This is a genomic window from Kribbella sp. NPDC003557 (assembly GCF_040610805.1).
GTDB lineage: Bacteria > Actinomycetota > Actinomycetes > Propionibacteriales > Kribbellaceae > Kribbella.
In genome coordinates this window covers 964,388-981,194 of sequence record NZ_JBEXMY010000002.1, presented here as the reverse complement: position 1 = coordinate 981,194, position 16,807 = coordinate 964,388, and the positions used below count along the sequence as shown (strand labels likewise).

Annotated in this window: 17 protein-coding genes; 7 read left to right on the top strand and 10 right to left on the bottom strand. The window is 70.8% G+C overall.

What is annotated here, in order from left to right; all coding sequences use genetic code 11:
- Positions 1-58 precede the first annotated feature (58 nt).
- On the bottom strand, positions 59-2,929 hold the full coding sequence (locus ABZW60_RS10675) for a BTAD domain-containing putative transcriptional regulator (RefSeq protein WP_355475517.1): 2,871 nt from the start codon (positions 2,927-2,929) through the stop codon (positions 59-61).
- 42 nt (positions 2,930-2,971) lie between these two features.
- Here ABZW60_RS10675 and ABZW60_RS10670 point away from each other — a divergent pair, with 42 nt between their 5' ends.
- Positions 2,972-3,832, top strand: a complete 861-nt coding sequence (locus tag ABZW60_RS10670) for an NAD(P)-binding domain-containing protein (protein ID WP_355475516.1) — start codon at positions 2,972-2,974, stop codon at positions 3,830-3,832.
- Here ABZW60_RS10670 and ABZW60_RS10665 read toward each other — a convergent pair.
- Together ABZW60_RS10665 and ABZW60_RS10660 are read right to left on the bottom strand one after the other, a co-directional pair.
- Positions 3,816-4,067 (bottom strand): hypothetical protein, encoded by a 252-nt coding sequence (locus ABZW60_RS10665; protein WP_355475515.1) that lies wholly within the window; start codon positions 4,065-4,067, stop codon positions 3,816-3,818. The genes ABZW60_RS10670 and ABZW60_RS10665 overlap by 17 nt on opposite strands.
- Positions 4,064-4,585 carry a sigma-70 family RNA polymerase sigma factor gene (locus tag ABZW60_RS10660; protein WP_355475514.1) on the bottom strand — a complete coding sequence of 174 codons (522 nt, stop codon included), beginning with the start codon at positions 4,583-4,585 and terminating at the stop codon, positions 4,064-4,066. The genes ABZW60_RS10665 and ABZW60_RS10660 overlap by 4 nt, the downstream gene beginning before the upstream one ends.
- 258 nt (positions 4,586-4,843) lie before the next feature.
- Between ABZW60_RS10660 and ABZW60_RS10655 the strand changes: the two genes are divergently transcribed.
- Entirely contained in the window at positions 4,844-5,440 is a 597-nt protein-coding gene (locus tag ABZW60_RS10655) for a ParA family protein (protein WP_355475513.1), read from the top strand.
- 19 nt (positions 5,441-5,459) lie between these two features.
- On the opposite strand, the gene ABZW60_RS10650 is transcribed toward ABZW60_RS10655, so the two are convergent.
- Both ABZW60_RS10650 and ABZW60_RS10645 read right to left on the bottom strand, forming a co-directional pair.
- Complete coding sequence (locus ABZW60_RS10650) at positions 5,460-6,629, bottom strand: ROK family transcriptional regulator (protein ID WP_355475512.1); 1,170 nt, start codon at positions 6,627-6,629, stop codon at positions 5,460-5,462.
- 50 nt (positions 6,630-6,679) lie between these two features.
- Entirely contained in the window at positions 6,680-7,564 is an 885-nt protein-coding gene (locus ABZW60_RS10645; RefSeq protein ID WP_355475511.1) for an oxygenase MpaB family protein, read from the bottom strand.
- Between ABZW60_RS10645 and ABZW60_RS10640 the strand changes: the two genes are divergently transcribed.
- Complete coding sequence (locus tag ABZW60_RS10640; RefSeq protein WP_355475510.1) at positions 7,460-7,921, top strand: helix-turn-helix domain-containing protein; 462 nt, start codon at positions 7,460-7,462, stop codon at positions 7,919-7,921. The two genes, ABZW60_RS10645 and ABZW60_RS10640, sit on opposite strands and share 105 nt — an antisense overlap.
- 6 nt (positions 7,922-7,927) lie before the next feature.
- On the opposite strand, the gene ABZW60_RS10635 is transcribed toward ABZW60_RS10640, so the two are convergent.
- Together ABZW60_RS10635 and ABZW60_RS10630 are read right to left on the bottom strand one after the other, a co-directional pair.
- Positions 7,928-8,461 carry a GNAT family protein gene (locus ABZW60_RS10635; RefSeq protein WP_355475509.1) on the bottom strand — a complete coding sequence of 178 codons (534 nt, stop codon included), beginning with the start codon at positions 8,459-8,461 and terminating at the stop codon, positions 7,928-7,930.
- A gap of 4 nt (positions 8,462-8,465) precedes the next feature.
- A complete protein-coding gene (locus tag ABZW60_RS10630) occupies positions 8,466-9,761 on the bottom strand; it encodes an XRE family transcriptional regulator (protein WP_355475508.1) in 1,296 nt (431 codons plus the stop codon).
- 228 nt (positions 9,762-9,989) lie between these two features.
- On the opposite strand from ABZW60_RS10630, the gene ABZW60_RS10625 reads away from it, so the two are divergent.
- Complete coding sequence (locus ABZW60_RS10625; protein WP_355475507.1) at positions 9,990-10,163, top strand: hypothetical protein; 174 nt, start codon at positions 9,990-9,992, stop codon at positions 10,161-10,163.
- Positions 10,164-10,539: 376 nt separating this feature from the next.
- Here the strand turns inward: ABZW60_RS10625 and ABZW60_RS10620 are convergent, their stop codons facing one another.
- Positions 10,540-10,998, bottom strand: a complete 459-nt coding sequence (locus tag ABZW60_RS10620; RefSeq protein WP_355475506.1) for a MarR family winged helix-turn-helix transcriptional regulator — start codon at positions 10,996-10,998, stop codon at positions 10,540-10,542.
- A gap of 28 nt (positions 10,999-11,026) precedes the next feature.
- On the opposite strand from ABZW60_RS10620, the gene ABZW60_RS10615 reads away from it, so the two are divergent.
- A complete protein-coding gene (locus ABZW60_RS10615; RefSeq protein WP_355475505.1) occupies positions 11,027-11,458 on the top strand; it encodes a MarR family winged helix-turn-helix transcriptional regulator in 432 nt (143 codons plus the stop codon).
- A gap of 102 nt (positions 11,459-11,560) precedes the next feature.
- On the opposite strand, the gene ABZW60_RS10610 is transcribed toward ABZW60_RS10615, so the two are convergent.
- Entirely contained in the window at positions 11,561-12,568 is a 1,008-nt protein-coding gene (locus tag ABZW60_RS10610) for a GNAT family N-acetyltransferase (RefSeq protein WP_355475504.1), read from the bottom strand.
- 9 nt (positions 12,569-12,577) lie between these two features.
- Positions 12,578-14,029: an MDR family MFS transporter gene (locus ABZW60_RS10605; protein WP_355475503.1), complete on the bottom strand. Its 1,452-nt coding sequence runs from the start codon at positions 14,027-14,029 to the stop codon at positions 12,578-12,580.
- A 152-nt stretch (positions 14,030-14,181) separates the two neighbouring features.
- On the opposite strand from ABZW60_RS10605, the gene ABZW60_RS10600 reads away from it, so the two are divergent.
- Both ABZW60_RS10600 and ABZW60_RS10595 read left to right on the top strand, forming a co-directional pair.
- Positions 14,182-16,407 (top strand): NACHT domain-containing protein, encoded by a 2,226-nt coding sequence (locus tag ABZW60_RS10600; RefSeq protein ID WP_355475870.1) that lies wholly within the window; start codon positions 14,182-14,184, stop codon positions 16,405-16,407.
- 33 nt (positions 16,408-16,440) lie between these two features.
- Positions 16,441-16,806 (top strand): hypothetical protein, encoded by a 366-nt coding sequence (locus ABZW60_RS10595; protein ID WP_355475502.1) that lies wholly within the window; start codon positions 16,441-16,443, stop codon positions 16,804-16,806.
- The last annotated feature ends 1 nt before the right edge of the window (position 16,807 follow it).

Below are 16,807 nucleotides of genomic sequence, written 5' to 3'. Positions count from 1 at the left end.
AAGGCAGAAGATAGATGGGGAGTTGGGTGCCTGGCTGGGTTCGCCGGTCCGGTGACAATCATCCAAGCGGTCGCCGAAGCCGGCCACTACTCTGACTTTCTCTTCCTTCCCTCACCTTTTCTTCGATCCGGTCCACGTCGAAGCGTTCGGCCGGCGGCAGCGGTACGCCGGCCTGCTGACGGAGCGCTGCTGCTTCGGTGAGGAGCTCGAGGGCGTGGCCGGGGTCTTCGGTCGCGCCCGCGAGGCCTTCGAGGGCGAGGGCGATCGCGCGGTGGTCGCCGATCTCGCGGGCGAGGCGGAGGCCGCGTTCGTGCAGGGTCCGGGCCGTCGCGTGGTCGCCGCGTTGTTCGGCGACGAAGCCGAGCTGGTTGCTGATGAAGGCGATGCCCGGAGTGCCGCCGACCTGGGTCAGCCAGGTCAGCCATTTCGTGAAGTGCCGCTCGGCGTCGTCGAGGCGGCCCTGGCGCCGGGCGGTCAGTCCGAGGCCCACCTCGGCGTACTCCTCGGCCGACCTGTTCGACTGGTCGACCGCCAGCCGCCGGGCCTGCTCGTGCAGTTCGTCCGCCCGCGCGTAGTCGCCGGTCAGCAGCGCGATCCGGCCCAGGCCGGCGGTCCGGAACGAGACCTCCGTCCACAGCCCGAGATCCTCGGCCTGCCGGATCGCGTCCTCCAGGTACGCCGTGGCGGTCGGGTAGTCGCCGCTGATCTCGGCGGCCACGATCAGCGTGTACGTCGCTTGCAGCCGGCCCCAGTCGTCGTCGAGCGCGTCGAACAGCTGCAGGCTCCGCAGGCTGTCGCGGCGCATCGCGGCCAGGTCCGCGTGCACGATGCTCAGCTGCGCCCGGGTGCTCAGCGCCGCGGCGAGGCCCCACCGGTCGCCGCGGTCGGTGAACGCCTCGATCGCGCGGTCGATCCGGTCGAACAGGACGGCCGCGTCGCCGTACGCCCACCGGGTCATGGTCAGGAACCAGAGCGCGTGCGGGTCGTCGCCGACGGCGCGCAGGGCGTCGTCGCCGGCTCTCGCGACATCGGTGCCCTCGGCATCGGTCGCGGCCATGCCGACGAGCCAGACCGTGGCCTGCGCGCGCAGCGCCGGGTCCTGCCCGGGCAGCGCGAGGGCTGCCGCGAGGGACCGGCGTGCTTCGCCGTGGCGGCCGCGCAAATACCAGTACCAGGCGAGCGCGGTGGCCAGTTCCAGCGACGGTGGGACGGCGCGGAAGTTCGCTGCCTCCAGGTCGAGTCGCTGCAGCCACTCGCGCTGAGCGGGACCGCGCAGCTCGGCCTGCTGCGCGAGCGCCAGGTAGTAGTCCGCATGCCTCCGGCGGGTGGCGGCCTCCTCGCCGGCCTCGACCAGTCGCTCCAGGCTGTACGCCGCGATCGACTCGAGCAGGCGGTACCGGCCGCCACTGGCGACCACGAGCGACTTGTCGACCAGAGCCAGCAGGAGGTGCTCGGGTAGCTGGCTGACCTCGACGGCCGCCTCCAGCGAGAAGGTGCCGGCCTGGACAGCAAGCCTCTGGAGCATCCGCCGTTCATCGTCGTCCAGCAGGTCCCAGCTCCAGTCGATCGTCGCGCGCAGGGTGCGCTGGCGCTCCGGTCCGCCCTTGCCGCCGGACAGCAGCCGGAAGCGGTCGTCGAGGCGATCCGCCAGACCCTGCACACCTAGCGCGCGTACGCGGGTCGCGGCGAGCTCCAGTGCGAGCGGGATGCCGTCGAGGCGGTCGCAGATCGCCGACACGTCGCCGGTGACGCCCGCACGGGCCCTGAACAGCTCGGCTGCGGCCTCGGTGGTCAGCGGCGGTACGTCGAGCACGTGCTCGCCGGTGAGTCCGAGCGGCTCACGGCTGGTCGCGAGTACGCGTAGGCCTGGCGCTGCGGCCAGCAAACGCCGTACCAGGTCTGCCAGGTCCAGGTGCTCGCAGTTGTCGAGGATGAGCAGCAGTTGCCGGCCGCTGAGTGAGTCGAGCAGCCGCGGGAGCAGGTCGGTCGACTCGTCGCGCAGGTCCAATGCGGCGGCCAGGGCGTCCAGTACGTCGTCCTGCTGCAGCGGAGCGAGCTCAATGAGCAGGGCATCGGCCATGCTGCGCCCGAGCTCAAGCGCCAGCCGGGTCTTTCCTACCCCGCCAGGGCCGACCAGCGTCAGCACGCGGTTGGTGGTCAACTGCCGGTGTGCTTCGGCCAGAGTCTCGTCCCGGCCGACGAGGTCGTTGAGCGGCGCCGGAAGCGCGGTCCGGCGGCGCAGCGACGGGTCGTGGCGCAAGATCGCCTGGTGCAGCTCGGCCAGCTCCGGCCCGGGGTCCACACCCAGCTCCTCCGCCAGCGCGGTGCGCAGGTCGGCGTACGCACGGAGCGCGTCGTGCTGACGTCCCGCCCGGTAGAGCGACCGGAGGTGGACAGCATGCAGCCTCTCGTCGAGCGGACGCTGCCGCACCAGTGTGGTTGTCTCCTGCAGAACGTCCTCGCCGCGGGCAGACAGGTCCTCGATCGCACTCAGGTACAGGGCCTCCAGCCGATCGCGCTCGGCTCGGGCGAACTCGTGGTCGAGCGCCTCGGCGTACGGCTGACCGCGCCAGAGCTCCAGCGCCTCCCTCAGCCGGCCGGTCCGGACGTGCTGCTCGAAGATGTTGCTGTCGACAACGTCCGCGGTCAGGGCGTAGCCGGCCGGGCTGTGCCGGACCAGGCCGCGGGCACCTGGCTCGGCGCGATCCAGTGCGGTGCGCAGCTGCGAAACACGGGCCTGCAGGGTGCCGGTCGCGTTGCGCGGTGGGCGGGAACCCCACAGGTCGTCGATCAACCGGTCCGCGCTCACTGGACGGCCCTGGCTCGCCAGCAGGTCGAGGAGCAGCGTCCGGACCTTCCGGTCGGGGACGGCGACCGGTTCGCCGGTGTCCGTCCGCACGATCAGCGGACCGAGCACCCCGAAGTACATACCCGTAGTAAACCCGTAGCGCGTTCTTCGAGCATCGGGTGCATGAGTTCACGAGAAGCAGTGACAGTGATCGGGCTCGGCGCGATGGGGTCCACGATGGCCAGGACGTTCGTCGCGGCCGGGCATCCGACCACCGTCTGGAACCGGACGCCCGGCAAGGGCGCGGGGCTCGGTGCGGTCGAGGCGACGACCGCGGCCGAGGCGGTGGCCGCGAGCAGGCTGGTGGTGATCAGCCAGGTCGACTACCAGGCGATGTTCGACTCGCTGGCGGACGCGGATCTGACCGGCCGGGTGCTGGTCAACCTGAGTTCGGACAGCCCGGCGCGGCTGCGTGCGGCGGCCGAGTGGGCCGACGAACGCGGAGCGACGCTGGTCGCCGGCGGCATCATGGTGCCGCCGCCGGGCATCGGCCAGCCGGGCTCGTACGCCTTCTATGCAGGGCCTGGCGACGCGGTGGCGGCGCACCGCGAGACGCTGGCGGTGCTGGGCCGCGTCGACCACATGGGTACCGATCCCGGACTGGCGATGCTCTACTACCAAGCCATGCTGAACATCTTCTGGACCACGTTGATCAGCTACTTCTACTCGGCGAGCCTGGTCGGCAGCGCCGAACGGCTCCGCCCGTACGCCGCGACGATGCTGGCCGACCTGACCGAGGACGGGCCGATGGGCTTCCTCCGCATCCTGACCGCGGAGCTGGAGTCCGGAGAGCACCCGGGCGCCGAGAACAACCTCCACATGCAGGCCGTCGGCGCCGAGCACGCCGTCCAGGCGTTCACCGAGGCAGGTCTCGACGTGACCGTCCCGGGTGCCGTCGCCGCGTTGTTCGCCCGCGCCGATGCTGCCGGGTACGGTGCCGACGGCCTGAGCGCGCTGGTCGAACTGGTCAAGAAGGCCGGCTAGTCAGCGTGCACTGACCGTCCACGCAATCGCGCTGGAGTCTTCCGCGAGAGACCGTCTCGATCAGGCCGATCACCCAGCAGGTCGGGCAGCCGCGGAAGGCCAGCAAGGTCGCGGCCAGCAGCAGGAGGCTCCACGGACCGACGGTCGGGATCAGAGCGAACGCGGCGACGAGGCTGGCGAAGCCGATGGCACCGCGGAACAGGTGGCGGGACAGTGAGGTGCTGGCGAAGGTCATGACAGGGCTCCGAGGGATTCGCGCACGGTGCTGCGGGCGCGGTGCAGGCGGGACTTCATGGCGGGGACGGTGAGGCCCAGGGCCTTGGCGACCATCGGGCCGCTGTAGCCCTGGACGTCGCGGAGGATCAGGACGCTGCGCTGGTCGGCAGGCAGTCGTGCGATGGCCGCGGCCACTGCCTGCGCCTCCAACTGGCGCAGCGCCTCGTCCTCCGCGGACGGCGCGGTGTCCGGGGCCAGCGGCTGATCGCGCAGGACGGCGCGGGCCCGGCGCAGGCACTCGTTGCGGATGATCCGGAACATCCACGACGTGAGTGCGCTGGTGGCGCGGAGCATGCCGATCTTGCGGTACAGGATGATCAGCGCCTCCTGTGCCGCGTCCTCGGCGTCCTCCGGCGTGGCGCACAGCGTCCGGGCGAACCGCCGTACGGTCGGGTGCGAGTCGGCGACAAGTGTGGTGAGGGCGTCGACGTCGCCGTGCTGGGCGGCGCGGATCAGGTGTTCGTCGAGGTCAGCCACGGGTCCGCCGGCGCAGGACGACGACACTGCAGGTGCCGAGCAGCAGGACCGCGACGGCGGCGGCGACGATGATCCAGGTCATGGGGTGCTCCTTCATCGGGGGGCGATATCGGGAGTAAGAGGCACCCGCCGGGCGAAAGGATTCAGGCTGAAGTCGGCTTGAGCTTGTACACACGGGCCAGCGGCAACTATCACGATGTGGGCGGGCAACGCCGATGACACGCCGGAAATCGGACAAAACCGGGTAAGTTCACTCTCATGATCATCGTGACAGCTGCACTGAAGGGCGGGGTCGGTAAGACAACCACGTCGGTGTACTTGGCCGCGCTGGCATCTTCCAACCGTCGCACATCCACTCTGATCGACGCCGATCCGCAGGGCAGCGCCGCGGACTGGATCGCGGAGTCCGAGGACGGCCAACTGAACCGGATCGAGATCGCGGAGGCGCCGACCGAGCGCCTGCTGAACAAGGCGCTGGACAAGGTCCCGCCGGAGGGCATCGGCATCGTGGACATGCCGCCGTCCCACGAGCGGCTGCTGAACAAGGCCCTCGAACGGGCCCGGATCGTGATCATCCCGACGCGCGTCGGCGGCGTCGAGACCCCACGCGTCAAGGCGGTGCTGGAGCTGGTGCCGGACGACGTGCCGGCCGGTCTGGTGATCTGCTCGGCGCGGACGTACACGCGCTCGTACCAAGAAGCCATGCAGCAGTACGCACAGGAGAGCATCCCGGTCTGGGGCACCATCCCCGAGCGCGTCTCGATCACCGCGGGTCCGACCGGCCCGTTGGCGGCGGACGGCCTGGAGTCCTACAAGAAGGTCTGGCGCAAGATCCTGGCCGCGGCCCGCAGCTGACCTCGCGTCGGTGCTCCGCTCAGCGTTGCAGTGGCGGTTCGCCACGGACGTACGAGCGGAGCACGGTCGCGGCCGCGCCGCGGGCCCAGTCGTCGAAGGTGTGTGAGCGAAGCATCAGCCGGCAGTCCCCGGCCGCGCCGAACGCGTGCTCCGCGAAGGCGCGCCGCATCCGCTCCTCGTACAGGTCGTACTCCGCCACGCCCTCGCCGGCGATCATCACCAGCTCCGGACCGACCAGGTTCACCATCGCGGCCAGCGCCGCACCGATCACCTCGCCGGCCCGGTCGAACGCCTCGCGCGCGTGCTTGTTGCCCTCGTGCGCCAGCTCGATCGCGCCGGCCAGGTCCAGGTCGGCCCGCCCGGTCGTCTCCCGCGTGCGCGCCAGGATCGCGTCCGACGACGCCACGGTCTCCACGCAACCGCGCCGCCCGCAGGTGCACACCAGGTCGCCCGGCGCGAGTGGTAGGTGGCCCAGCTCGCCGGACACGCCGTACGCGCCGGAGACCACCTCGCCGTTGATGTAGAGGCCGCAGCCGATGCCGGAGCCGATCGTCACCACCGCGAACGAGTCCGCGTTCACGCCGACCCCGAACCAGTGCTCGGCCACGGTCAGCGCGCGGACGTCGTTCGACACCACGATCGGCAGCCGGACCCGCTTGCCGAGCAGCTCCGCGACAGGCACGCCCCGCCAGCCCATCAGCGGTGAGTCCCGGACCACGCCGTGCGCCGCGTCGACGTCACCCGACACCGCGATCCCGATGCCGGCCAGCGGCCCGGCCGCCGCCGTACCGGACTTGAGCGCGGCGATCAGCGCCTTCACGTGCTCGGCGAGCTGCTCGATCACCGCCTCCGGATCGGTGTCGTCCAGCGGGTCGTGCCGCACGTTCAGGATGCCGGCGGTGAAGTCCGTGGTGACGCCGATCAGGCTCGTCGGCGTCACCTTGACGCCGATCACCGAGACGCTGCTCGGGACGACGGTCAGCGGGCTCACCGGCCGCCCGATCCCGAGCTGGCTGTCCCCGTCCGCCGGCGCGGCCTGGTCGGTGACGAACCCGGTCTCCATCAGCGGCGCGACCGCCTTCGTCACGGCCGCCTGGGACAGCCCGGTCCGGCGCGCGATCTCCACCCGCGGGATCGGTCCCTGGGTCAGGATCTTGGTCAGCACCTCGACTCCCGCTGGGGTGGCCATCGGGAGTGGACGATGTGGACGGAGCGGCACGAGGACAACTTACCGGCGCGTCATGCCTCCGCGCCGGTTTCTGCCAGTGTTGGCGAGGTCAGCGCCCACCGGATGGTCCTGGTGAGGCCGTCGCCGGCGGCCCGGACGACGGTCTGCTCGGCCAGTGGGAGGTACGGGAGACGCAGCGGCAGCCTGGTCCACCACGGCAGCAGACCGACCGCGGCAGCCGTCAGTACGCCGTACGCGGGTCGGACCGCCCACGGCACCGGCGGGTGCACCAGCATGAAGCGGGCGGCCTGGCGGGCTTCCGTCGTACCGCGCAGCTCGGGCTGGTACTCCTTCAGGAGCTGTTGCAGTTCGACCACTGTGGTCGGCGGGTCGATGACGCCGAGCTTGCGGGCCACGAGCGCCGCGTCCTCGACGTACTGGTCCTGCTCCTCGGCGGTGAGCGGCCGCGCGCCGTACCGCTGGTGAGCGGCGAGGAAGCTGTCCACCTCGGCCAGATGCACCCACTTGAGCAGGTGCGGGTCCGACGCCCGGTACTTCACCCCGTCCGGACTGGTCCCGCGGACGCGCTCGTGCACGCCCTTGACGTGGGCGATCGCCTCTTCCGCGTCCGGGATCGAGCCGTACGTCGTGATCGCCAGGAAGTAGCTGGTGCGCCGCAGACGCCCCCACGGGTCACCCCGGTACCCGGAGTGCGCGGCCACCGCCGCCATCGCGAGCGGGTGCAGCGACTGCAGCAGCAGCGCCCGCAGGCCACCGGCGAACATCGACGCGTCCCCGTGCACCCGGCGGATCGGCGCATCCGGCGCGAACCACCGCGGCCCGGGCGTCCCGTGCACCCGGTTCCGCTCGGTCTGCGGGTCCGGACCGGCCACCTTCGTCAGGATCATCCGGGCAAGGCTGTCGCGCAACGGCGTGGTGATGGTGGTGGCGGCCATACCCCCAGTGTTGCTCAGCCGCTGATCTCGAGCAGGGTGCCCTGGTCCGCGCGCGGCGCGTGGATCGGCCCTGGTGTGGGAGCCGCGAGGCGCCGCGTCCGAGCAGGACGCGCTCTCGGCCCTGCTCGGACGGTCGCGCGCGGCGATCCTGCAGGCCCTGAGCTGCCGAGGACCACGACGTGGCTGGCGCGCCGGATAGGAGTGTCTCCCGGCACGGTCAGCGACCACCTGTCGGTGCTGGCGGCGTCCGGGATCGTGACGTCCCACCGGGAAGGCCGCCGGGTGCTGTACACGCGGACACCGCTAGGCGCCGACCTCGCCGAGGGCGGGCCCGCCGCCTGGCGAGCCGCGCCCTGAGCAGGCTCAGCTGGTGTGTTCGTGGTGCAGCAGCGAGTACAGGAGGGAGTCGCGCCAGGCGCCGTTGGTGAAGACGTGGTCCCGCAGGTGACCCTCGTAGGTGAAGCCGAGGCGTTTGACGACCGCGATCGAGGCCTCGTTCTCGGGGCCGATCGCGGCGGTGACGCGGTGCCGTCCGAGCGGGCCGAAGGCGAACCGCAGGAGCACCCGGGCCGCGTCCGTGGCGTACCCGCGGCCCCAGTGGTCGGCGCCGATCGCGTAGCCCAGCTTCGCCGTCCAGGCCCCGCTCGGCGCGACCCGGGCGAACCCGATCACGCGATCGTCGTCCGGTCGGGTCACGGCGAGCATGTAGTCGGGACGGTTGTCCTGGGCGGAGCGCTCGACGATGCCGGCCAGGTTCTGCTCGGCCTTCGCCCGGTCGTAGCTGTCGAAGGCCATCCAGGTGGTGACCCGGTCGTCACCGGCGATGGACAGATAGTCGTCGAGGTCGGTTGTCCGGAATTCGCGCAGTACGGTCAGTCGGCCGGTGAGCGGATCCATCCGGCTATCGGGGGTAGGTCTGCATCGGGGTCCGGGTGAAGGTCTCGATCTCCTCCTGGAGCTCCCGGGCGTCGTCGGCGCGGCCGGACTGCCGCAGCGCCTGGTGGACCCGGCGGGCCGAGTGCACGACGCCGTTGATCCGGCGCTCGGTCGGCAGCGTCAGCACCGGGGCCAGCGCGTCCGCCGCGCCGTCCAGCTCGCCGCTCGCGATCCGGGTGATCGCCATCGCCGCGTGGCTGCCGGCGGCGTCGCCGAAGGCCCACTCCGGGTGGCTCTGGTCGGTGTAGGCGTCGACGGCCTGGCTCGAGTACCGCTGGGCCTGCTCGACCTCACCCGGCAGCTGCGCGAGCGCGTCGGCGGCGTAGTACAGCTGGCGGTTGCGGCCGAAGGTGCACAGGCCGCCCATGTCGTCGAGGTCGTCGTTGTGGACCGAGTTCCACGCCTCCTCGGCGCGCTCCAGCGCGGCCCGGGTGGCCTCCGGGTTGCCGAGCGCGGCCCAGGCGCGGGCCTCGCTGACCGGCAGCCAGACGCTGGTGGTGCTGTTGGCCTGCTCGGCGTAGCCCGCGCCGAGCTGTGCGTACCGCACCGAGTCGTGCGGGTTGCCGGCCCAGTACGAGACCAGGGACTGCAGGCCGCGCACCCAGGCGCGCAGGCCGTGGTGGTCGGCGTTGTCGGCGCACATGAACGCGGTCCGCGCCTGGGTCAGCGCGGCGTGCGGGTTGCCGAGGTCGTGGGACGCCTTGGCGAGCAGGCCGCCGGTGACGCCGGCCAGGAAGTACAGCTGACGGTGGTGCTCCGGGCGCTGCCGGCTCTCCAGCAGGCCGAACACCAGGTCCTGCGTCTCGACCAGCTGGCCGAGGATCTCCGGCAGTGGACGCTGCGGGTACGCCTGGGCGGCGTGGCGTACGTCGGCGTACACCTGTTCCATGGCCTCGCTTCCGAGACCGGACTGGGCCGCGAGGGCAAACGCCCTCGCGCGGCTGGCAGCCATGTCGAGAACCTCCATCTCATTACCTGTCGTGATCCGTCCACTCGCGGCAGGTGCCGGCACCACCTGGGCGGCCTGCTCGGCGACGTACGGCGAGAGGAGTTCCTCGACCGGCTTGCCGAACATGCGTTGCAGGGTGCGCCGGGTCTGAGGAGTGGTCCCCGCACGCTCGCCCGATGCGAGGCGACGCAGGTGCCGCTCGGTGATGGTTCCACCCAGCTCGACGAACTCGGCGACGATCTCGGAGTAGGTCTGGTTCCGGCGCTGGATCAGGTGCGCCAGGACCGTCTTTGGCGCGTACCTACCCGCCATCGTTCCTCCCGTTCACGTCAGTCAGACGTTGTCTCGACTTGTGCCCCACGACAAGGTGCTGTCCCCCAGATGTCCGCGAGAGGACCGGAAGAGGTCCGGCAAAGGTCCGGTCCAGGTCCTAGAGCGGTCACGTTGGGCTCGTGCACCATTACTGCCATGACAACCAGTAAGTCCAACTGGTTGCAAGGGCTGAGAGTTACGGGGTGAGAGGTTGTGACCATCGCGGAAATGACGTCGAGGCAGCACCGGCGCAGAGTCCGGGTCTGGTTCGGCGAGCACGTGATCGCGCAGTACGTCGCGGAGGCGCCACTGGCAGCCCGCTACGAACAGGCGATGCGGCGCCGTTTCGCCGGTCTCAAGGTGACCAACGACCTGCTCGGCCCGGCCGACCCGCTCGACTGAAACACCCGATCGCTTCCGGGTCCTCCTCAGACCCGGTCCGCTGCGCCCTGGAGTCTCCTCACGTTCAGGGGCAGCGCTTGGAAGGTCCGGAGCACTCCTCAGCTCCGGACGAAACCCGAGGTGCGGTCCGGAGCACTCCTCAGCTCCGGACCGCACCGCCCACCTGACCCGGCTGGGCTTGGCGGCTGACTCCCTGTATCGCCGCCGCCCAGCCGTTCCAACCCACCTCCTGGCCGACACCTCGGGCCAGGCAGGGCCGAGTGTCCTGGGCGGTAGGACACCGGAGGCTCCCGACACCTCACCGGGAACCTCCCCCTTGAGGTGGTCGGCTCCGAGTGTGACCGCCGCGCCTGGGCGGTCACACTCGGAGCCCCTTTCACGTCAGGTTGCCGGCCATCCGCCGGAGCACGTCGACCGTCGCCACGTACTCCGCCTCCGAAATCCCCGCCGCCACCCGCCGCCGCTGCTCCTGCACCTTCTCGGCCAGCCCCCGCAGCGCGTCCTCGCCGGCGGCGGTCAGCGTCTCGCCGACCAACCATCCGCGCTGGACCAGCGGCTCCGTAACCGCGGCCAGCTCCGCCGGCTCCCCACCGAGGAACGGCGCCAACGCTGCCGCGATCGCTCCGCTCACGCCTCCGCCGGGCTCGCTCGCACCGTCCCGGCCGTTCGGCCCCGCGTCACCTCCAGGTGTGCCGCCTGCCGCTGCGTTGAGCACCTGCCACTGACGCCGGGTCAGCCCGTCGTCTGCGAGGAACTGCTCGAACGACTGCTCCAGCAGGCGGTCGACCTCTTTCAGCCACCAGCCGATAGGCTTGTTGTCACCGGACATATACATGTCAATAAGCATATAGTTGGAGCCGGACATGGACAAGACCGACCCAGCCGCCGCGGTCGAGGCGGCGATGATCGCGATCCGCCGGCGGCAGACCCGCCGGACGTTCGCCGTCCAGTCCGGCGGACCGGACCCGGTCCAGGAGGTCCTCGACGCGATCGAGGCCGCCGAGCCCGACCCGCTCGGGGTCAACGGCGTCGCCGCGGCCCTCGGCGTCGACCAGCCTCGCGCGAGCAAACTCGTCGCTGCCGCGGTCACGGCAGGCCTCGTACGCCGCGAGGCCGACCAGGCGGACGGCCGCCGCACCAACCTCGTCCTCACCGCCGCCGGCAGGTCCCAGCTGGACACCGTCCACGCCTTCCGCCGCGATCGCTTCGCCGCCGCGATGGAAGACTGGACGCCCGACGAACGAAACGACTTCGCCGCCCTCCTGACCCGCTTCGTCACCGCCCTGGACCGCTAGATGTCCGCTTCCGGTCCGCGACCCGGACCAGAACTGGCAGGCGTGAACAGCCACTGGGGACCATGGACAGGAAATAGCCTGGTCAAGGTCACCTTTAGGTGATCACCGATCGGCGACGTAGACCGCGAACGGCGCGTCCGGCACGACGGCTGAGGCGTCGGCGTTCCACCCTTCCGCCCGGATCTCCCCGGCGTACTGCATGTCCAGGCGCCGCATCACCGCCTGCGAGGCCGTGTTCACCCGCTCGGTGAGGGCGATCACCGACGCGGCGCCCAAGGTACTGAACGCGTACTCCAAACCGGCCCGGCCGATCTCGGTGGCGAGACCACGGCCGCGGGCGTGCTCGGTCAGCGCCCAGCCGAGCTCGAGCCGGTCTGTGGCCCACGCCGGGCCGACCAGCTCGGCGATCGCCTCTCCGGCCGGCGCCTCGACGGGAATTCGCGACAGCCCTCCCCGCCCGGCAACCTCGCCGCTGGCCCGCTCGTAGGCGATCCACTTGCCGGCAGCGTCCCGTTCCCAGCCCGCCTGGTGCTCCGCGACCCGCACCGCCGCCTGCTCGAGTGACAGCGTCTCGTCGTACCAGCGCGCGACCCACGGGTCCTCGAAGATCCGCTGGAGGTCCGCCGCGTGTCCGGGGACCACGCCGTTCGGACCGGTCATCGGCTCGAGCCGCAGCCGGTCGGTGAACCGTGTCCGGACCGTGTGGGCCACCAGGTCCCGCAGTCGCCGGTCGCCGTCGGTCCGGTTCACCATCAGCAGGTCGAGGTCGTACGGCCCCGCCCAGGCGGACGCGTCGTGCTTGCCGGCTTCGAGGCGTGGCCGGCCGAGGTCTCCGTCGACGGTGACGAGGTAGTCGACCTCGCGCCGTACCCGGCCCTGCCACTCCCATTCCCAGTCCGCGACGGTCCGGACGATGTCGCGGACCTTCCAGCCGGTCTCCTCCTCGACCTCGCGCGCCAGCGCCTGCTCAGGCGTCTCGCCCGCCTCGAGATGCCCGCCGACGATGTCCCAGATCCCCGGCAGCAACCGCCGATCCGCCGTACGCCGCTGCAGATAGACGCGATGCTGCTCGTCGCGGATCAAGGCACCTACACAGTCGACCGCACGCATACAGCCAACCTAGGCCCTGAGCGGGCGCTCGGTGATGCGGTTCGGCATGAAGAGCACAGCGACGACCAGGAGCAGCGCGGCCGCGGCGGCGCCGTAGTACACGTCGTGGATGGCGGGCGCCAGGATCCCGGACGGCACCTTCTCCAGGTCCGCGTGGTCGTCGCCCAGGCGCGCGGCGACGACGCCGTTCGCCACCGCGCCGAAGACCGCGACCCCGACCGCGCTGCCCACCGACCGGGCGAACATGTTCGCGCCGGTCACCACGCCGCGGGTTTGCCAGTCCACCGACGACTGTGCGGCCACGACCGACGGCGACGCGGAGAAGCCGAGCCCGACCCCGATGACGAAGCACGCCGCGGCCAGGTGCAGCACCGAACTCCCGGAGCCGACCGTGAGCAGCACCCCGGACCCGAGGACGACGATCAGCGAGCCCATCAGCATCGTCGTGCGGAACCCGACCCGCAGGTAGATCCGCCCGGCGAACGACGCCGCGATCGGCCAGCCCAGTGTCATCGCGGCGAGCGCGAACCCGGCGACGAGGGCCGACGTACCGAGGACGCTCTGCGCGTACAGCGGCACGTACGTCGACAGCCCGATCATCAGCAGCCCGATCAGCAGCGCGGCCGAGTTCGCCGAGTTCAGCACCCGTTGGCGGAGCACCCACAGCGGCAGGATCGGCTCGGCCGCCCGCCGCTCGACGAACACGAACGCGACCAGCAGGACGACGGCCGCGGCCAGGATCGCGATGCTCGCCGCCGAGTCCCAGTCCCACATCACGCCGCCCTCGAGCAGCCCGAGCAGCAGCAGCGAACCGCCGACCGCGAGCAGGACCGCCCCGGTGTAGTCGATCCGGTGGCCGGTCTTGTCCGCGACCTTCTCCTCGAACCGGCGGACCAGCACCCAGGCGGCCGCGATCCCCAGCGGGATGTTCACGAAGAAGATCCACCGCCAGGAGATGAAGTCCGAGAACACGCCGCCGAGCGTCGGGCCGACGAACGACGAGATGCCCCAGACGCTGGCGATGTAGCCCTGCACCTTGGCGCGCTCCGCGACCGTGTAGATGTCGCCGACGATCGTCATCCCGATCGGCTGGATCGCGCCCGCGCCGAGCCCCTGCACCAGCCGGAACGCGATCAGCGCCGGCATGCTCCAGGCGAACCCGCACAGCACCGACCCGAGCACGAACAGCCCGACGCCGAGCAACATGATCGGCTTGCGGCCGCGCTGGTCCGCGAGCTTGCCGTAGATCGGCACCGACACCGCCTGCGCGAGCAGGTAGATCGAGAACAGCCAGGGGAACTGGGTGAACCCGCCGAGGTCGGCGACGACCGACGGTACGGCGGTGGCCAGGATCGTCGCATCGATCGCAACCAGCCCGATGCTCAGCATCACCGCGAGCAGAATCGGACCTCGCTCCGACCGGAGCCCCACACCCGCCCGGTCGATTCGCTCCGTAGTCATATCACCAACCAATGTATGTGAACCGACAACCATTCCCCACCCACGGACCGCCCACTGGACGACCCCCTGTACGACGACGCAGCAGGCCCGGCTGCAAGGACGCGCTCCGGCGGGACGGTGGGCTTACGGACCGTTACGCTCCGAGTGTGAGGATGCGGGCCGTGCTGCGTGGCGTCGTGCTCGTGGCCACTGTCTCGCTCGGCCTGGTGCTGCTGCCGATCGCGATCAACGTCGGCACCGGCGGCACTGCTCCGGAGTTCCTCGCGCCGTACGTCGGCTGGGTGTGGCCGGTGATCGGGATCCTCTGGATCGTCGCCGTGCTGACCGCGCTGTTCGAGCTCCGCGACCGCCGCCTGCCGCGGATCTCGCGGCGCGCCGCCGACCAGCCGCGCAACCGCCCGAACGCGCTCGCCCGCATCGACCGGTACTACTCCGAACGTCGCGCCGGTTCGCTGGCCGCCCGCACCCGGATCGCGCTGGCGCTGGACGAGCATCCGGGCGTCGTGGTCCGCCCGTACGACCTGTTCGTCCAGCCGCTGGACAGTGCGCCGCGCCGGGTTCCGAACGAAGCGGACATCGCAGGTGTCTTCGACGAGCTCCAGGACTCGATGCTCATCCTCGGCGCTCCAGGTGCCGGCAAGACCACGCTGCTCCTCAACCTCGCCCGGAACCTCGCCGAGCAGGCACAGGCCGACAAGGAGCGCGCCCTGCCGGTGGTGGTGGACCTGGCCGGCTGGTCCGCGCAGACGTCGTACCAGAAGGACGACGACCCTGACGACAGCCCGCTGGTCGCCGGCTTCGTCCGCTGGCTGCTGTACGAACTCGACGACCGCTACGGCATTCCGCCCGCTGTCGGACGCACCTGGCTGGGCGACGGTCAGCTGACGCTGCTGCTCGACGGACTGGACGAGATCGCCGAACCGCACCGCGCCAAACTCGCGCCGGTGCTGGAGGGGCTTCGCCACAACTACCGCATCGGTCAGCTCGCGGTGACGTGCCGGACGAACGACTACGAGCGCCTGCCGCAGAAGCTCCGGCTGTTCGGTGCTGTGCACATCAGACCGCTCACGAGGGAACAGGTCCTCGACTACTTCGCCGCTGTCGGCCCCGCGCTCGACGGCGCACGTGCGGCGATCGAGCAGGACGACGCGCTCTGGGAACTGGTCAACTCGCCGCTGATGCTCAACGTGATGGTCCTCGCGTACCAGGGCCGCGCTCCGCAGGACGTCAGTGCCCGCGGCGTCGCAGACCTGCGCCGGGAGCTCTTCGACACCTACATCTGCGAGGTCCTCGCCCGGAACCGCCGGGCCGCGCGGCAGTACGACGCCAGGACCGCGGTACGGCGTCTGTGGTGTCTGGCCTGGTGGACCCGTCGTCGCGCCGGCGACCGTACCGCGGTGCCGCGGTGGATGATGCCCGACGGCTGGTACGGGCTGTCGCTGCCGGAGGTGGACGACTTGACGCATGCGGTCTGTCTGCCCGCCCTGTTCGCTTCACTGACCGCCGGCGTGACGCTCGTGATGGTCGCGCAGTACGGCGTACTCGCAGGACTCGCCGCGGCCGGCTCTGCCTTGCTGCTCGTGCACCTGGTGCCGCATCCGTGGCAGAAGCGCGAAGGCAGCGGACCGGACCGCGTGCCACTGTTCCTCCTGATCCTGTTCGGCGGTACGGCGGTCACGGTCGCCGTTATCGTTGCCGCGCTCGGCCTGGTCGAGCTGCTCACGGCCAAGCCGGCGCTCGTCGTCGAGGCCGCGGTGATCGCGGGCGCCTACGGTGTCGAGCTGATCGTGTTCCACAACAACCGGCGGCGGATGCTGCTCGGCGTACGGGTGGCTGCGGTTGTGGTGGCGAGCTGGATCACCCTGAGCGTTGGTGACGCCACCGCCTACGCCTGTGGGGTGGCGGTGGGGTTGTTGGTCGCTCAGGGCGTTCGGATGGTGAAGTCGCTGCCCACCGACCATCTGCCCAGCACGGCTGACAAGGGCTGGCGGATGGACCCGTGGGTCGCCGGTGGAGCAGTTGCAGCGTTTCTGGTCGCAGTGCTGCTCGGAGCGGATCTGGCGTCGCCGCAACTGGAGGCAGTCGTCGGCATCGTCGTCGGCACTGTGGCTGCCAAGGCGTGGCGTCGCAGACCGCCGGTTCTCGCGGGACCGATGTCCCGGCTGCTGCACGACTCGCTGCTGCGCTGGACCGGGTACCTGCCCTGGCACCGCAGAGCGTTCCTGCAGTACGCCGCGGATCGCCACGTGCTGGCCCGCACCGGGCATGCGCAGTACTCGTTCATCCACCTGCTCGTGCGCGACCACCTGGCCGAGTGTGTACCGGACGAGCTCGCCGCGAAGGTGGACAGGCGGATTGCGGAGCGGGCGGGCCGTTAGGGTGCTGTTGTTCGGCGTAGGAGAGGAGCGCGCATGCCGCAGATCACGGTCGACTACTCGCATCCGGTGGAGGACGCCTTCGATGTCGATGGGTTCACCCGGTCGTTGCACGAGGCTGTTGTGGAGATCGCGGCGGCCAAGCCTGAGGCGTGCAAGACGCTGATCCGGCACGACTGTCTGTCGGCCTACGGGTACGACGACCGCGCGGACGAGGGGCATGCGCTGGTCACGGTGTCCATCGGGCTGCTGCCCGGTCGCACCGACGAGGTGAAGGCGAGGCTGACCGAGGCAACGCTGGAGTTGCTGGGCAAGTTCATCGCGCCGCAGGACGGCGTGACGCTGCACGCCGCCGCCGAGGTGCGTGAGCTGGACGCGTCCTACCGCAAGTTCGACCGGTAGC

Bases quoted from the DNA above. Each gene is read 5' to 3' on its own strand.
- ABZW60_RS10630 (WP_355475508.1), bottom strand. From the start codon at position 9,761: ATGGCGGGTAGGTACGCGCCAAAGACGGTCCTGGCGCACCTGATCCAG.
- ABZW60_RS10645 (WP_355475511.1), bottom strand. From the start codon at position 7,564: ATGGCCGCCACCACCATCACCACGCCGTTGCGCGACAGCCTTGCCCGG.
- ABZW60_RS10610 (WP_355475504.1), bottom strand. From the start codon at position 12,568: ATGCGTGCGGTCGACTGTGTAGGTGCCTTGATCCGCGACGAGCAGCAT.
- ABZW60_RS10615 (WP_355475505.1), top strand. From the start codon at position 11,027: ATGGACAAGACCGACCCAGCCGCCGCGGTCGAGGCGGCGATGATCGCG.
- ABZW60_RS10650 (WP_355475512.1), bottom strand. From the start codon at position 6,629: ATGGCCACCCCAGCGGGAGTCGAGGTGCTGACCAAGATCCTGACCCAG.
- ABZW60_RS10600 (WP_355475870.1), top strand. From the start codon at position 14,182: ATGCGGGCCGTGCTGCGTGGCGTCGTGCTCGTGGCCACTGTCTCGCTC.
- ABZW60_RS10635 (WP_355475509.1), bottom strand. From the start codon at position 8,461: ATGGATCCGCTCACCGGCCGACTGACCGTACTGCGCGAATTCCGGACA.
- ABZW60_RS10675 (WP_355475517.1), bottom strand. From the start codon at position 2,929: ATGTACTTCGGGGTGCTCGGTCCGCTGATCGTGCGGACGGACACCGGC.
- ABZW60_RS10595 (WP_355475502.1), top strand. From the start codon at position 16,441: ATGCCGCAGATCACGGTCGACTACTCGCATCCGGTGGAGGACGCCTTC.
- ABZW60_RS10605 (WP_355475503.1), bottom strand. From the start codon at position 14,029: ATGACTACGGAGCGAATCGACCGGGCGGGTGTGGGGCTCCGGTCGGAG.
- ABZW60_RS10620 (WP_355475506.1), bottom strand. From the start codon at position 10,998: ATGTATATGTCCGGTGACAACAAGCCTATCGGCTGGTGGCTGAAAGAG.
- ABZW60_RS10665 (WP_355475515.1), bottom strand. From the start codon at position 4,067: ATGACCTTCGCCAGCACCTCACTGTCCCGCCACCTGTTCCGCGGTGCC.
- ABZW60_RS10670 (WP_355475516.1), top strand. From the start codon at position 2,972: ATGAGTTCACGAGAAGCAGTGACAGTGATCGGGCTCGGCGCGATGGGG.
- ABZW60_RS10655 (WP_355475513.1), top strand. From the start codon at position 4,844: ATGATCATCGTGACAGCTGCACTGAAGGGCGGGGTCGGTAAGACAACC.
- ABZW60_RS10625 (WP_355475507.1), top strand. From the start codon at position 9,990: ATGACGTCGAGGCAGCACCGGCGCAGAGTCCGGGTCTGGTTCGGCGAG.